Origin of the sequence: Streptomyces sp. NPDC048275 (assembly GCF_040652275.1) — a bacterium.
GTDB lineage: Bacteria > Actinomycetota > Actinomycetes > Streptomycetales > Streptomycetaceae > Streptomyces.
On record NZ_JBEZLR010000022.1, the window covers coordinates 41,808 to 56,965 of the forward strand.

The 15,158-nt window shown below is 70.3% G+C and carries 9 protein-coding genes and 1 pseudogene; 3 read left to right on the forward strand and 7 right to left on the reverse strand.

The features are described 5' to 3' along the window. Positions 1-33 precede the first annotated feature (33 nt). Positions 34-123: pseudogene (locus tag AB0D57_RS15895) on the forward strand (HNH endonuclease); the annotation flags it as partial. A 97-nt stretch (positions 124-220) separates the two neighbouring features. Here AB0D57_RS15895 and AB0D57_RS15900 read toward each other — a convergent pair. From AB0D57_RS15900 to AB0D57_RS15925, 6 genes are all read right to left on the reverse strand, one after another. Beyond that, positions 221-595 (reverse strand): hypothetical protein, encoded by a 375-nt coding sequence (locus tag AB0D57_RS15900; RefSeq protein ID WP_362072186.1) that lies wholly within the window; start codon positions 593-595, stop codon positions 221-223. Between the two features lie 165 nt (positions 596-760). Then, positions 761-1,330 carry a hypothetical protein gene (locus AB0D57_RS15905; RefSeq protein WP_362072071.1) on the reverse strand — a complete coding sequence of 190 codons (570 nt, stop codon included), beginning with the start codon at positions 1,328-1,330 and terminating at the stop codon, positions 761-763. Continuing rightward, on the reverse strand, positions 1,327-5,394 hold the full coding sequence (locus tag AB0D57_RS15910; protein ID WP_362072073.1) for an NEW3 domain-containing protein: 4,068 nt from the start codon (positions 5,392-5,394) through the stop codon (positions 1,327-1,329). Before AB0D57_RS15910 ends, AB0D57_RS15905 begins: the two co-directional genes overlap by 4 nt. Before the next feature lie 3 nt (positions 5,395-5,397). Next, positions 5,398-6,219, reverse strand: coding sequence for a carbohydrate ABC transporter permease (locus AB0D57_RS15915; protein WP_362072075.1), 822 nt, complete (start codon positions 6,217-6,219; stop codon positions 5,398-5,400). Then, the gene (locus AB0D57_RS15920) at positions 6,219-7,139 is read right to left on the reverse strand and encodes a sugar ABC transporter permease (RefSeq protein ID WP_362072077.1); all 921 of its coding nucleotides are present in this window, start codon (positions 7,137-7,139) and stop codon (positions 6,219-6,221) included. Before AB0D57_RS15920 ends, AB0D57_RS15915 begins: the two co-directional genes overlap by 1 nt. Further along, on the reverse strand, positions 7,136-8,497 hold the full coding sequence (locus AB0D57_RS15925; RefSeq protein WP_362072079.1) for an extracellular solute-binding protein: 1,362 nt from the start codon (positions 8,495-8,497) through the stop codon (positions 7,136-7,138). Before AB0D57_RS15925 ends, AB0D57_RS15920 begins: the two co-directional genes overlap by 4 nt. Before the next feature lie 104 nt (positions 8,498-8,601). Between AB0D57_RS15925 and AB0D57_RS15930 the strand changes: the two genes are divergently transcribed. Further along, positions 8,602-9,867, forward strand: a complete 1,266-nt coding sequence (locus AB0D57_RS15930) for an ROK family transcriptional regulator (protein WP_362072081.1) — start codon at positions 8,602-8,604, stop codon at positions 9,865-9,867. Positions 9,868-9,873: 6 nt separating this feature from the next. Then, the gene (locus AB0D57_RS15935; RefSeq protein WP_362072083.1) at positions 9,874-11,880 is read left to right on the forward strand and encodes a GxGYxYP domain-containing protein; all 2,007 of its coding nucleotides are present in this window, start codon (positions 9,874-9,876) and stop codon (positions 11,878-11,880) included. 338 nt (positions 11,881-12,218) lie between these two features. Here the strand turns inward: AB0D57_RS15935 and AB0D57_RS15940 are convergent, their stop codons facing one another. Beyond that, entirely contained in the window at positions 12,219-15,158 is a 2,940-nt protein-coding gene (locus AB0D57_RS15940; protein WP_362072085.1) for a hypothetical protein, read from the reverse strand.

The window sequence follows — 15,158 nt, forward strand, 5'->3', positions numbered from 1 at the left end:
ACTCTTGGTGATCTTCGTTCAGGTGGTTCGGTCGTGTTCGAGCCGGAGCAAGCCAGAGAGGACGGCGGACCCGACCTCACCGAGAACTTGCTGTGCCTCTGCCCGAACTGCCACGTCCGCTTCGACGGCGGAGCATACGTGTGTTTCGCTCTCTCGCGGTCGGCCCCATGCGCCAGTAGCAGGCCGTTGAACATGAACCGGCCGAAGGAAGGAGGAGCGGTCAAGCGGCGCGCCCGGTGTTGGACGGCGTCTGTCGCGCCCCAGGCGTGTCCAGGCGGTCGGTGCTGTGGCCGTGGGATGCGCGGGAACCGGCCTTGCGTGCCCCGGACACCAACTTGTTGACGGTGAACACGCAGGCGATCTCCTTGACGCCGGCACCGGGCCGCCCGCTGATGCTGAGCGCGTTCACCTTGTCGTTCGGGTAGGAGAACTGGGTGACGCCCTCCTTCCGGCCGAGGCTGAGGCACTGCCCGGCGAAGAACATCCGGACGGGAGCGGGCGCCTTCCCCGCGATCCGGCGCAGGATCGTGTCGGCGGCCGCCGGGCCCAGCTGCGTGGCGGCCTGGCAGCTCAGCCGGAACGGGTAGTCCGGCATCACTCCCGCGTCCCCAGCGGCGATGACAAAGAACCTGCTGGTGTCGTACTCGCCGATGGAGTTCGAACAGCAACACCGCAAGATAGCTAAACTCTCACTCGTCGCATGAGCCCCTGTGTCCACACTCCGGGGGTCACCGCACTGTAGGCGTGGTGCCTTGCCGCGTCAGTGCCGGTGGGTGGCGTCGGCGTGGCGGGGATCGGCGGGGTGTTCGAAGCCGGGATGAAGGGTGACCGTCATCGCGTGGCGGTGTTCCAGCCAGAGGGCGAAGTGGCGGTCCGCTGCCGCTCGGCGCAGTTCGTGTGCGATGGCTGGGCGGGCCTTCTCGTACGGGTCGGGGTGCTCGTCGCGGTTGCGGTCGTAGTAGGCGCGTACCTCGGACGGGGGGACAGTGATGTGGGCGGTGATGTGGTCGTACACAGCCATGGCGACCGGGAGCGAGGCGAGTACGGCTGCTGTGACTCCGCCCGTGCTCAGTGCGGCGGACAGATTGAACTCCCTTCGCCGGTGGGTCTGTTCAGTGGCCAGGCCCATGGCCGCCGCCGCGTCTTCGATCACCGCTTCGTACGTCAGCAGCTGGACCACCCAGCGGCGCAGATTGCGGGCGTCCGCCGTGCCCGGGCGGGGCAGCCGGGTGGCCAGCGGGCCCCGGCGCAGTGCCGTGACCCTCGCCTGGACCGCGTCCTCGGTGACGGCGCGCGCCCCGACGTGCGCGGCCGCCCGCGGCCCGGTCACGGGGTCACCTCGATCTCTACCGCCTCGGTGTAGTGCAGCCAGCCCGCCGCCGCCAGCTTGACCACGGCCCACCAGCCGCCGGGGCGGGTCCCTGCCGGGACGGTGACGGGGAAGCGCACCACGGCCTCGCCGTGCGCCGGCACCTCGGTGCCCGTGTCCCACTCGGGGAACAGCTCGAACGTCCCCCAGGGGCTGATCAGTTGAGCCTGTACGGAGACGGGGGTGCTCACCTGGGAGGTGAGCGTGACCTCCAAGGCCCCGGACTCGCCCGGTGCCAGTCGCACCCCGGCCGTCCCCAGCGCCGCAACCGGCTCGGCGGCCGGAGCGTCACCGATCAGCACCCGCGTCACGTCCTCGAAGACCTGGCCGTCATGGGTCGTCCGCGCCCGCACCCAGTACGTGCCCGCCTCGGCCGCGGCGGGTGGTGCGATCCGGACCGTTCGGGAGGTGTGACCACCGGGCTCGAGGTCGTACGGGAGGAGGCCGGTCCGGGTCGACCAGCCCTCGGGGAGGATGAGCTCGACGCTCCCTGTGGCTTGTCGATCGGCGAGGGTCGAAGCGACCGTCACCTTGATCTCGTCGTCGGTGTTCCGCAGGACCGGCGGTTCGAGATGGAGGGCGAGCGGCATGTTGCCGATCGGGGCGGGACCTGTGTTGTGGAGCCAGTAGCGGGTGAAGACCGGCTGGTGCGGCTCCTGGCCGGGGGCGGGGGCGCCGCCCGGGGTGGTGAGGGGGGCGACGACGGTGGCGATGTCCATGCCGCCGAGGTCCAGGGTGAGGCCGGCAAGCGGGGACTCAGGGTGTTCCAGCAGGTCCGCGCGGTGGGCTTCGGTCACCGGGAGGTCCGTGGTGATGACGGCCCGCGCGTCCCGGCCGGTCGCCTCGTGCCAGCGCATCGTGAGACTCTCGACCGGGCCGGGGTCGTGGCCGTCGGACAGGGGATTGCCGGTGGGCTTGAGGGCGGTGAGAACGACCTGCCCGGCCGGTTCCACCGACAGATACGAGCGCTGCTCCGGCTGCCCCGTGCGCTCGCCGTGCGCCGCGCGCAGCGGGTGGTTGATGTCGTGCGCGAGCGGTACGACGCCTCGCGCCCGCCAGTCCCCGGCGCCCGCGAGGAGCGTGTAGTCGAAGGAGTGGGTCCAGTGTTGCTGCTGGAAGGCGGTCCCGTCGGGGGTGGTGCGGTGCGGTGGGTCGATCCAGATGCCCGACGGCCAGCCGGTGCAGGAGCGCATCAGCGACAGGTGCAGCGCGCCGCCGGTGTCCACGGCGAAGCCTGGCATGCCCTGGTTGACGACGGCGACGGTGTAGTCGTCGAGGGGCGGCTCGGTGAGCGGACCGCCCTCCGTGACCTCGATCACGGCGTCGTCGAGGTCCGCCACGAGCGCGTCCACCGCCCCCTCACCGGCGATCACCAGCACCGGCAGCGCACAGGGGCCACGCAGATCGGCGCCCGGCACCCACACCTTCTCCAGCGGGCTGTCGGCCGGGATCCACAACCGCACCCGCCCGGTCGCGGCAAGCTGCTCGGCGAACGCGTCGGCGTACACACCGCTCAGCACCTCCGCCGTGAACGGGTTCTCTTCGGGGCCTCCGATCGTGATGCGCACATCGGGCAGGTTGGAGTCGACGGTCAGATCCCCGTACCGTGCGCCCGGAGCAGCCGAACAGGTGCTGGTCACACCGGACTTGACCAGAGCCACCGCCAGATCGCGTGCCCCGCCACCGTCAGGTGTGACGATCTCCGCGACACCGATCGCACGTGCCCCGCCCGGCAGATCGACCCGGGCCGTCGACGACAGCGCGAACCAGTTGCCCGCCGGATTGTCCAGTGTCCAGGGGTGCTCCTCGGAGTCGACATCGATGAGCCCGAACCCGCGCCCGATCACCGCGTCGGCGACCTCGCTCACCGGCAGCGCACCAGGCACCCGCACCGGCCAGCGCAGCCGTAGCAGCTGGTCGGCCCCGTCGAAAGCGTCGATGTGGGTGACCCCGTCGAGCCGGTCGAGCCCGTGCCACAGGGTGAGCGTCTGGGTGTACGAGACCGGGCCGACCGTGCCCGTGACGGTGATCCGCTCGCCCAACGGGCTCGTCTCGACCGTCACCGACTTGGCGGGGAGGGACGCCGAGCCGGTCACCGGGCCGCTGGGGACCAGATGCCAGGGGCCCTCGTGGTAGCGCGGATGCGCCGGGTACTCCTCGTACACCAGCAGCTCGTTGCCGACCCGCCCCGCCTGGAGCAACTCGCGGCCCTCGACGGCCAGCCGGGAGACGCAGCCGCCTCGCCGGGGGTCGACCTCCAGGGTGTGGGTGGAGTTCGCGATCCGGTGGCCGTCGGACGGCGTCCAGGCGCAGCCCGTACGCGAAGGGCGCGGCCGGTAGGCGCGGTAGCCGAGCGAGGGCACATCGCGGGCGAGGAAGACGAGGTCGGCCTCCGCGAGCGAGCCGTCCTCGTGGTGGACGGCGTTCTCCACCAGAATCGGCGTGCCGTCCTCCAACTCCCAGCCGTGAAAGCCAGGTTGAGGGTGTGTCAGGCGCGTGCGGACGAGATCGGTGCGCGGCCAGGCGGACGGGTTGAACACGCATATCGCGTCGTCGGCCCCCAGCCGCCGCAGCGACGCGGCCAGCACATCGCGCCCCGTGTCGTACGCCTCCCGCCAGCTCGTCACCAGGTCCAGATAGACCTGGTCGGACTCCGAGCCGGTGATCGCGTCGTGGTGCGCGCCGTACGCGAGCTGCCGCCACGCCTTGTCGATGCGGGCGTACGGGTAGGCCGCCCCGGTCTCGACCGCGGCGAGGGTGGCGAACTTCTCCGCGTCGGTGAGCAGGGTCTCGGCGGCGCGCTGGGCCTGCTTGGTGTCGATGAACGACACATCCTTGCCGGTGTAGACGGGGTTCATGTCCCGGGTCTGCGGCAAGGGCGCGGGCAGCTCGGCGCGGACCGCCGCGAAGAAGTCGCGGGGCAGCGCGCACACCAGGCGCGGCCAGGTGTAGCGGGCGGCGAAGTCGCGGTGGATCTGGGTGACCCAGCGGTTGGGCGGCGTGTAGTCGGTACCCACCGGCAGCAGGATGTTGCGGGTCGCGGACACCTTCCGCATCAGCCGGTACAGCTCCAGAACAGCGTCCTCCGCCTCGCCGAGGGTCGTCGCGCTGTCCATCCACCAGCCCGCGCTGTAGTGCGCCGGCATGTAGTGCGTGAGCACCCCGTGCCCGCTGGGCGAGAGCCACTCGAACTCGGCGGGGAACTGCATCCCCGACGGGTCGCCCCAGCCGTCCCGCTCCCGGTCGCGGTCGGTGAGCATCGGACCCCACTGGTGGTAGGGGCCGCGCGCCCACGACGAGGAGGTCAGCCCGGCGTCGGCGACCAGGCCGGGGAACTGCGGGTCGTGGCCGAAGACGTCCAACTGCCAGGCGGTCTGCGGGTCACCGCCCATCACACCGCGTTGGAAGCCGATGCCGTAGACCAGGTTGCGGGCGGTGGATTCGGCGGAGGTGAGGTTGGTGTTCGGCTCGTTGTACGTGCCCCCCATCAGCTCGATCCGCCCTTCGGCGAGCAGTCGGCGCAGCAGGGCGCGGTCGCCGGGATGGGCGTCCCAGTACGGTTTGAGGTAGTCGATCTCCGCCAGGACGAACCGGTAGTCGGGGTCACGGCGGGCGGTCCGCAGATGCAGCCGCATCAGCTCGAAGCCGGTCTGCTGGAAGTCGATCCGGAATTGCTGGGCGGTGTCGCCCGCCGCGTCCCATGTGGTGGTGTAGGCGGCCTGGGTGTTCCACCACACCGGGTCGTAGTGGAAGTGCGGCACCATCCACACCGTCCACCCCGGTTCGGCGACGGTCAGCTCTGCCTCCATCCGCGCGTCGCCGGCCCGGACGGTGATGGGCACGACGGTGCCGGGCACGGCGGCCTCGCACCGTACGCCGATCTCGCCCGCCATCCCCTCCCCGTGCACACCGGGGCCGCTGATGACGACCTGGGCGGGTTCGCTCAGCGTGACCCGTACGACCTGGAGCGGATCGTCCGCGGTTCCGACGAACAGGTCGGTCGACTCGACCTCGACAATGCGCACCTGTTATCCCTTCACCGAGCCGGCCATGTTGAACGAGCCGGAGAGGTATTTGTTGACCGCGACATAGAGCAGGACCGCGGGGGTGGTGTAGATGACGGAGAACGCGGCGAGTTGGCCGTAGGCGACCCGGCCGTACTGGGAGAAGAACGTGTAGATGGTGACGGCGGCGGGCTGCTTGTCGGGGGCGTCGAGCAGCACGAACGGGACGAAGAAGTTGCCCCACTGGCCGACGAACACGAAGATCGCGACGACCGCGATGCCCGGCGCCATCAGCGGGGCGACGACGAACCGCAGCGACTTCATCCAGCCGGCTCCGTCCACCCAGGCGGCTTCCTCCAGGCTGATCGGCACCCCGTCCATGAAGTTCTTCATCATCCAGATCGAGAACGGCAGCGAACTCGCCGTCAGGAAGAGGACCATCGCGGTGACCGAGCCGTACAGGCTGAAGCGGAAGAACATCGCATAGACCGGGACCATGATCGCGGTCAGCGGGAGGCCGGTGGAGAAGAGCAGGGTGAGCATGAAGTGGCGCTTGAATCGCAACTGGTAGCGGGAGAGCGGGTAGGCGGCGAGACCGGCCACGACGACGGTGAGGACGGCGGTCCCGCCGGAGATGACCACGGAGTTGAGCAGCGGGCCGTACACGGTGTCGTAGTTGAGGACGGCCTTGAAGTTGTCGAGGGAGAAGGAGAAGGAGGGTTTGGCTGCGGGAGAGGAGCCGGGCTGGACGGACGAGAGCAGCACCCACAGGAAGGGGCCGAGGAAGGAGAGGGTGATCAGCGCGAGTACGGCGTGGGCCGACCAGCGCGCGCCCCAGCGGGTCATCAGGACTCCACCTTGATCAGTCGCAGGTAGACCAGCGAGAAGAGGGCGCCGATGACCAGCATCACCAGCGCCATGGCACTGCCGTAGCCGATCTCGAAGTACCGGAACGCCTGCTCGTACATGTACAGCGGGGTGGTCTGGCTGGCCTCGCCCGGTCCGCCGCCGGTCAGGGCGTAGATCAGGCCGAAGCTCGCCAGGGTCTGGAGGGTGGTCAGCATCAGATTGGACAGCACCGAGCGGCGGATCAGCGGCAGTGTGACGCTGAAGAACGTACGCAGTGTGGACGCGCCGTCGACCTTCGCGGCCTCCAGGAGGTCGCGCGGCACCTCGGAGAGCGCTGCCGAGTACACGAGCATCGAGAACGCGGTGCCGCGCCAGACATTGGCGAGGATCACCGCGAAGAGCGGTGAGGTGACCAGCCACTCCTGGTGGATCCCGAACACCGAGTTCACGGTGCCCTCGTCGCCGAGGAACGAGAACCAGCAGGCGGCGGCGACCACTTCGGGCATCACCCACGCGGCGATGACCACCCCGTTCACCACGCCGCGCACCATGCGGCTCTTGCCGCGCTGGAGCAGCGCGATGAGCATGCCGAGGATGTTCTGCCCGATGACGGCCGAGCCGAGGACGAAGACGAGGGTGCGGATCAGTGAGCTGACGAAGGCCTCGTCGTCGAAGAGCCGGGTGAAGTTGTCGAGCCCGACGAAGCGGGGATCGACGGACGCCGACCCGGTGAGCGTCTCGTTGGTGAACGCGACGTACACGCTCCACCCGACCGGGCCCACCAGGAAGATCGCGAGCAGCACGAGCGTGGGGGCCAGAGGGAGCAGCCAGCGCATGGTTTTCCCGCGCCGTACGGGCGACGGCTGCGCTTTCGCGACCGGCGCCCGTTTCGGTCCGGTCGCGGTGGTGAGCGTCACGACGCCTTGCTGACAACGTTGTCTGACCCTACGGCACGCTCCACACCCTCGGCGTACTGCTCGGCCGCCTCCTCGGGGGACTTCGACCCCAGGGTCACCGCTTCCATCGCCTCCTGGATCTGGGTGGAGACCTTCGGGTACGCCTCGTAGGCCGGACGGTAGTGCGACACCTTCGCGAGATCGGTCCAGAACTCCACCGACGGGTTGTCCGCAACGTACTCCGGGTCGGCCGCCACGTCCTTGCGGACCGCGAGGTCGCCGGTGCCCAGTGAGTACTCCATGGCGTGCTTCTTGTTCATCGCGAACGTGATGAAGTCGAAGCCGTCCTGCTTGCGCTTGCTGTACGAACTCACCGCCATCACCCACCCGCCGGACATGCTCACCGCACCAGGCGCCTCGCCCTTCTGGGTGGGCATGGGGGTCCAGCCCACCTTCTTCGTCCAGTCGGCCCATGGGGTGGGGCTCGTCGGCTTCCAGGCGCCCGAGATCCACGCGCCGTCCAGCGCGATGCCGATCTTGCCCTTGGGGAACCACTCCAGGAGCACCTTGTCGCCGAGCTTGACGTTGAGGGCGTCGGCCTTCTTCGGGCCGAGGTCCTCCCGGTAGACGGTGTCGACGAACTTCAGTGAATCGGTGATGCCCGCACTGGCCGTCACCCACTTCTCGTTCTCGAACAGCGTCCCACCGGGTGTCCCGTACAGCAGCATCTCGAAGCCCTGCATGGTCGCGGCCTCGCCGAGGATCTTCGTCGAATACATGGAGAACGGGGTGACCCCGCGCACCTTGCGCTTGACGGTACGCGCCGCCTCCAGCACGTCGTCCCAGGTCTTCGGCGTCCAGGGGATCGGCAGACCGGCGGCCTCGAAGACATCCTTGTGGTACCAGAGACCGCGGGTATCGGTCGAGATGGGCACACCGTACGTCTTTCCGTCGAGTCCCTGCGCCGCCTTCTGGACGGACTCGGGGAACTGCGCCTTCCAGTCGGGCCACTTGGCGAGGAAATCGTCCAGCGGTGCCAGCTTCCCGGCCGCCACATCGGCGTTCACCTGAAAGGTGTCGTGGAGGTAGACGTCGGGGGCGGAGTCGGCGGACCGGTTCAGCAAGGCGAGTTTGGTGTAGTAGTCCTCGTTGGTGCCCTGGACGGCCGTCAGCTTGATCTTGACGTCCGGGTGGGCGTCCTCGTACTCGGCCTTGGCTCCCTTGAGGGACTTCTCCAAGTGGGGCCAGGTCGGCTCCACGCGGTAGAGGACTTCGATCTCGTTCGACTTCTTCCCGGAACCACCCGAACAACCCGTGACGGCGGTCGCACCGGCGGCTGCCGTCGCGAGCGCCCCGGCCAACATAGTGCGCCTCTTCAACTCGTCCTCCTGATGACGGTGTTGTGCGCTGTCGTGCCTCAAGTGCCGGGAAACGTAAGTCAGTCTGATTTACTAAGTCAATACGCTGTGTGATATTGCCTCACATGCCGATGGGAACGAACCACCCCGGAATCGGGAGTTACAACCAGGCCGTCGTACTGGAGGCGATCCGGGCCTCGGACGGCATCAGCCGGGTCCAGATCGCCGGCCGTACGGGCCTCACCGCGCAGACCGTCTCCGTGATCGTGCGGCGGCTCCTCGGGGAGGGACTGGTGCGGGAGGGCGGGACCCTCCCGTCGAGCGGCGGCAAGCCGCGCACGATCCTGCGGATCAACCCCGACGCCGGATACGCGATCGGGATCCACTTCGATCCCGCCGAGATCACGGTCGTCCTGGCCAACCTGGCCGGAGTTCCCGTACGGACCTGCCGCCGCACCCTGACGACCGGACTCCGGCCCGCGTCGGTGATCGCCGTCATGGCGCGCACCACACGATCTCTGCTGGACGCCGCGCGGGTCTCCGACGCCCAGGTCCTCGGCGTCGGGCTCGCCTGCCCCGGCCCGCTGGACACAGACGGCACCATGTACTCGCCGCCCCAACTGAGCGGCTGGGACCGGATCCCCATCAGGGCGCTCCTGGAGGAGGCCACCGGCTTCGCCGTCTGCTTCGACAACGACGCCACCGCCGCCGCGATCGGCGAACGCTGGGCGGGCGCGGGCAGATCCGTGCCCAGCTACGCCTACCTGTACCTGGGTACGGGCATCGGTGGCGGCCTCGTCCTCGACCATCAGATCTACCGGGGCCGGTCCCTCGGCGCGGCCGAGTTCGGTCACCTCACCGTGGTCCCCGGCGGGGCCGAGTGCTACTGCGGCAACCGGGGCTGCCTGGAGGCCGAGTGTCGCCCGGCAGCGATCGAGGCAGCCCACGCGGCGCGCACCGGTCACCGGCTCACCCATGCCGGGATCTGCGCGGCCTTCCGCGCCGGGGATGTCGGCGCGGTCGAGACGATCCGGGGCGTCACCGTACGGCTGGCCGATGCCGCCGTGAGCATCGTCAACCTGCTCGACGTCGACCTCCTGCTGATCGGCGGCCCGGCACTGCGTGAAGCCGCGGATGCCTTCCGCGATGCCATGGCGCAGGCGGTGAACACCCGTTCCTTCAACCGCCGTCTGCACGACGTGCGGGTGGAGATCGCGCCGATGGGAGCCGACGCGGCGGCGATCGGCGCAGCCTCGCTGGTCTTCCACTCGACCTACGCGCCCACGCTGCCGACCCGGCCGAGGCGTCCGCCCCCTTTACACACCCCCCACGCGTCGCTAGCTTCACTGGCTGGTGACAACGATGTCAACTCCGCGCCCGAGGAGCAGTGATCGTCAATGGTGTCCCGAAGAGACTTCCTGCTGACCAACGGAACGATCCTGGCGGCAGCCGGTCTGGGCTTCGGCCTCCCCGGTCAGGCCGCCGCCGCCGAACGCGACAGTCCCACTCCCCTGCTGCCGTCCTTCGGCCGCGCCACCACACTCGACGTCGCCGACGTGAGCACACTCCACGGGGACGATCAGCTGTTGCTGACCACCCTCCAGGGGGTCGTCAACCGGCGCCGCCCCCGCCTCTACTTCAACTACGACGCCGGCGGCGTCGACCTGGGCTGGCTGACCGGCACCGGCGCCGACATAACCCGCCACGACAACGCTCTCGACCTGATCCGTCGCTACCGCGGCGAGGTCCGCGGGGCCGTCCTGCACGACCCCAAGGTCCCCGACTCGGTCAACGTCGCCACCACCCTGGCCGGTCTGGAGAACGCCGTCGCGGCCACCGCCGAACAGGCGAACCGGTACGGCCTGAAGGTCGTCGCCGATCTGCGGGGCCGTTTCGCCGACGATCCGCAGGCGGTCTACCGCTGGCAGCTGGACAATCTTTTTCCCCGCTGCGCCCACACCCTGCTGGCCGGGCTCCCGCCCACGAGGACCGTGAAGGTGGACGGTGTCCAGTGGCGGGAGATCGCCCGCGAGCCGAACCGTATCCGCGACTCCTCCAACCGGGAGGTGCGCACCTTCGACCTCAGCCCCGAACTCCCCGGCAAGGACGGGGCCTTCCTTCGCTTCCAGGACTCCCTGGGGGACGACGGCTGGGGCGCTTCGGTGGGGCGGGTCACCGTACGGGCCGACGGCCAGGAGATCGCGTCCTTCGCGCCGGGTACGGATGCCGAAGCCACGTACCTCTTCGACGGGCTCAACTCCTCCATCGGCGGCGACGCCAACCGCTTCTGTGACGGCGGCGGTTACTTCGTCTACCGGTTCACCGCACCGGCCGGGACCACCCGGCTCACGGTCGATGTCGACTTGTGGAACCAGTACCTGGTCACCGCTACGACCACCGCGCCCACCCGCGTCGAGCCCTTCCCGTACTTCCGCGACTACGCGGTCGCCTCCCGGGCCATGGTGGTGTGGCTGCCGCCCTCAGGAGCCACCGGCGCGCTGCTCGACGAGGTGTTCAGCCGGGTCGAGCCGACCACCCCGTACTGCGGCTGGTTCTCCAATGACGTGGCGGGGGAATGGGGCGGCGTCGACCGGGCCTCACAGCACGGGGTGGAAGTGGTGCCCGCCGACTACTACATGAACGGCACGGTGCACGCCGGCACCCGGGCAAAAGTCTCCGACCGGGTTCGGCCACGTCCGTCGGCGAAGCTTCGCAACCGGGTGTACCTCACGCTCACCGTGGGCGAGGGCGACAACATCCAGTACTGCCAACGCCGCATGCGCGACCTGTGGGACAACCCCGCGCGCGGTCAGGTGCCCGTCAACTGGACGGTCAGTCCGCTCCTGGCCGACATCGGCCCCGCACTGCTGGCCTACTACCAGCGCACCGCCACCGCCAACGACCTGCTGATCAGCGGCCCGTCCGGCGCCGGATACACCTATCCCGGCTCTTGGCCGCAGGAGGCGCTGGACGCGTACACCCGGCTCACCGGGAGCTTCCTGCGCCGGACCGGCATGGACCTGGTCTACGCCTACAACCAGCGGCTTGCGGAGGGCAACGGCTGGGTCCCCTTCGACGAGCGCATCGTCCGCTCCTACCGGGACAACACCCCGCTGCGCGGCATCATCCAGTCCTGGGAGACCGGTGACCTGCAGATCCGCCCCGCCGGGCTGCCGGTGATCGGCAACTACTGGCCGCAGGGCAACGCGGCGGAGTACCGGGACGGGCTGGTGAAGCACATCGAGGGCTGGGACGGGAGCGGTCCGCTCTTCATCGCCGGGGCGGTCAACGCGTGGAACTGGACGCCGAGCGACATCGCCGAGCTCGGCGAGCTGCTCACCGACCCGTTCGAAGTGGTGAGGGGAGACACCTTCTTCGAGCTGCTGGACCGGGCCACCCGGTAGGAGGGGGCGCCGTAGCGCCGCCACAAAAACAACGAATATGGCTCATACGGCTTCTGAGCTGTTCACCAGGCGTCGTTCGCTGCGCAGACGATGCAGGTCTCCAGGTTGGCCAAAGGCGCCTGACCAGGGCAGATTCCCGACAGGCGCCCTTTGACCAGCAGTTCCGGGGCGTTTCCGGCCGCATGGAGTCTTCTATCAGGCTGTGGGCAGGGTTTCGCGCTCCGGCCAGGAACTTGGCGTAATAGCGGAAGAGGACCTGAATGCTCTGCCCGGCTCGGCGCGCGCACTTGGCGGTGGGCGGCGGTGCCGGGGCGGGCTGTCGCCCCGGCACCGCCGCGTCACTCCTCGTCGCGCAGCCGGGCCGCCAGGGAGATCAGCGGCTCGGTCTCCTCGGTGTGGCCCAAGACGGTCAGGCTGGAGATCGCCGCGTCGAGGCGGGTGAGGGCGGGAGCGGGGCGTTCCATGTAGATGCCCTCCACGGCACCCGCGAGACGGACGCACTCGGCCCACTCGCCGGCGTGTTCGTCCTCCCGTCCCGGCTCGCCGAGCAGGGCGAGGGCCTTCTCCAGGGCGGCCAGGGCGTCCTCGTACTCGCCCGCGTAGGCGTTGACCCGCCCATGTTCGTAGGCCAGGACGGTGTCCAGGGAACGGCCGTGGGCCTCGTACTCGGCGGCGCGGGCCTCGTCGGCGATCCGGCCCGCGTCGGCGAGCAGGGCGAGGGCGTCGGCCAAGCCGTCGGGGCCCTGCTGCTGAGCCTGGAGGCGGGCGAGTTCGCGCAGGCAGTTGCTGAGCTGCTCGTAGCGCGGGGCCTGGGCGTGGGCGGCGAGTGCCTGGTCCGCGGCTTCGCGGGCCCGGCCGAACTCGCCGGACTCGCTGAGGAGTACGGCGGTCTCCGCGGCGATCATGGCGTGGCTCCCCGGGTCGTCGTCCCAGTCGGCCGACTCGGCCGCGAGGGCGACGAACTCCGCCGTGGCCGCCTTGAGGTCCTCCCCCGCGTGCAGCGCGCGGGCGCGGGTCAGGCGCAGCTGGGCCACGATCCGGTCGTCCAACTCTCCGGCGGCGACGTCCGGTTCGGCCAGAAGGGAGTCGAGCAGAGCGATGCAGTCCTCGACGCGGCCCAGGTCGAGGCTGAGCTGGGCCGCGTTGCTGTAGGCACAGAACGCGTCCGTCCGGCTGCCGCGGCGAAGCTCCACCTCCGCGGAGCGCGTCAGGTGCCGCAGTGCCTCGTCGGGGCGGCCCAGGTGCATGCAGGCCTCGGCCAGATCACCGTGGAGGCGAGCGGTGTCGACCGTGTCGGCCGGCCAGTCGGCGGCCAGTCGCAAGCCCTCGGTCAGGTCCGCGTGCGCGGCCTGCGCGTCCTGGAGGCCGAGCTGGAGCCGGCCGCGCAGTCCGAGCGTGCGGGGCAGGTGCCAGGCGGGGCCGCACGCCTTCAGCCGGTCGAGGACGGCGTCGATCTCGGACACCGCGGCAGGCAGGTCGCCGGATATGGCGCACGTGCTGGCCCGCAGCAGCAGGGCGCCGGAGATCTGCCCGGTGATGTCGTGCCGGGTGGCGAAAGCGTGCAGCAGGTCCACCTCGGCGAGGACCGGCGCGACGTGCTCCTCGCTGCCCGACGTCTGCAGGCGCAGGCCGAGCGCGGTCGCCCTCAGCCGTAGCAGACGGGCCTCCTGGTACGGGGCGAGGCCGGGCGTCTCCTCGTGCAGGCGGACCAAGGACGCGTGGGCGGCGGTCAGCGCGGCGGCCTTCGCCTCGGCTCCGTCGGCGCCCTGTGCGGGGGTCTCGGCGGTGGCGAGCAGGGCGCAGGCGCGGGAGAACGCCGCGTGACCCGGCTCTCCGGCGTCGTCGTACAGGGCCGCGGCCTCCTCGTGGAGGGCGGCGGCGTCGGCGAACTCGTCCTTCTCACCCGCCCGGTTCGCTTCGTCGGCCAGCAGGTCCGCGCGCAGCTGGACGAGCGGGCCCACGGCCGGATCGTCGGGGTGGGTGTAGTCGCGGGCGGCCGCGAGCGTGCGCAGCCGCGCCCAGCAGGCATGTGCGTCCGGGTGCGCCTGCTCGTTCAACGTCCTTGCTCGGAGGATGAGTTCGGGCAGGGAGTCGGGGAGGGCGGCGGCCGTACGGGCGGCGGGTTCGGCGACCGGGGCGGCCGGGGCCACGTCGTCGAGGCTGCGGGGGCGCAGGGTCAGGTCCAGCGTGTCCAGGAGCGGGGCACGGTCGAGGCGGGCCCTGCGGCGGTCGGTGTGGGCCGTGGTTCCGTTGCGGGCGTCGAAGCGGGCGGCGAGGTCGTCGGCGCGGCCGCGCACCTCGGCGCGCAGGCCGGCCACCGTCCAGGTGCGGCCCGCGTACCCGGCGGCGGGCAGTTCGCCGTGGCCGAGGAACTCGACGCGCTGGAGGAGGACCTCCACGCCGGTGAGGAAGCCGAGCAGGTCCAGCGGCGAGTCGACCTCGTCGAACAGGTTCCGGTTCTCGGCGAGCAGTTCCAGACCGCGTGCCTCGTTGCCGGTCAGCGCGCAGAACTCCAGGTGCCGGCCGACCTCCTGGGACATCGAGGGGTTGCGGCGGCAGCCGCGGTAGCCGGCGAGGTGCAGTTCGCGGGCCCGGTCGGTGCGGCCGGTGCGCAGCAGGGGCAACAGCGCGTACGAGACGGAGCGGGCCGGCTCCTCCTGGCAGGATTCCTTCCCGGCCAGGACGGGCTCCCAGGCGCTGAGCGCCCGCTCGTCGTCGCCCGCCGTGAGGTGGTACAGGGCGCGCTCGCAGATCTCGCAGGCTTCGCAGTCGCTGAGCCTGGTGCGGGTGCGGCCCGCCCACAGCTCGTAGGCGAGGGTGGTGTCCTCGCCGACGTGGGCGGCGAGCTGGTACGCCTGTCCGTAGTAGGGCTGGAGGCCGAGGTCGGCCTTCTCGTACCGGTCGCGCATCTCCTTCAGCCACTGCTGCAGGCTGGCCAGCGGCATCTCGGGCAGCGCGCGCAGAGCGTTGGCCACCCACTTGAACCGCCAGAACAGCATGTGGCGCAGGCGCTCGTCGAAGACGTCGGGCTGCTCGTCGAAGAGGGTGAGCAGGCGGGCGAAGACGACGGGCGACTTCCGGGGTTCGGAGCCATAGGTGTACGCCTCCTGGAGTTCGAGGAGCGCGTGGACGAGCGGGGCGGGCTCCGCGAACTGTTCGGCGGCGTCGACGAGTTCCTCGGCGGTGACGGTGCGGGTGCGGCCGTAGGGGCGCCGGTCGTTCTCCTGGAGCGCCTGGAACAGCTCGTCTGTGTTCTGGGGATGGGGTGCGGTCGGCAT

Bases quoted from the DNA above. Each gene is read 5' to 3' on its own strand.
- AB0D57_RS15930 (WP_362072081.1), top strand. From the start codon at position 8,602: ATGCCGATGGGAACGAACCACCCCGGAATCGGGAGTTACAACCAGGCC.
- AB0D57_RS15935 (WP_362072083.1), top strand. From the start codon at position 9,874: ATGGTGTCCCGAAGAGACTTCCTGCTGACCAACGGAACGATCCTGGCG.
- AB0D57_RS15940 (WP_362072085.1), bottom strand. From the start codon at position 15,158: ATGCCGACCGCACCCCATCCCCAGAACACAGACGAGCTGTTCCAGGCG.
- AB0D57_RS15915 (WP_362072075.1), bottom strand. From the start codon at position 6,219: ATGACCCGCTGGGGCGCGCGCTGGTCGGCCCACGCCGTACTCGCGCTG.
- AB0D57_RS15900 (WP_362072186.1), bottom strand. From the start codon at position 595: ATGCCGGACTACCCGTTCCGGCTGAGCTGCCAGGCCGCCACGCAGCTG.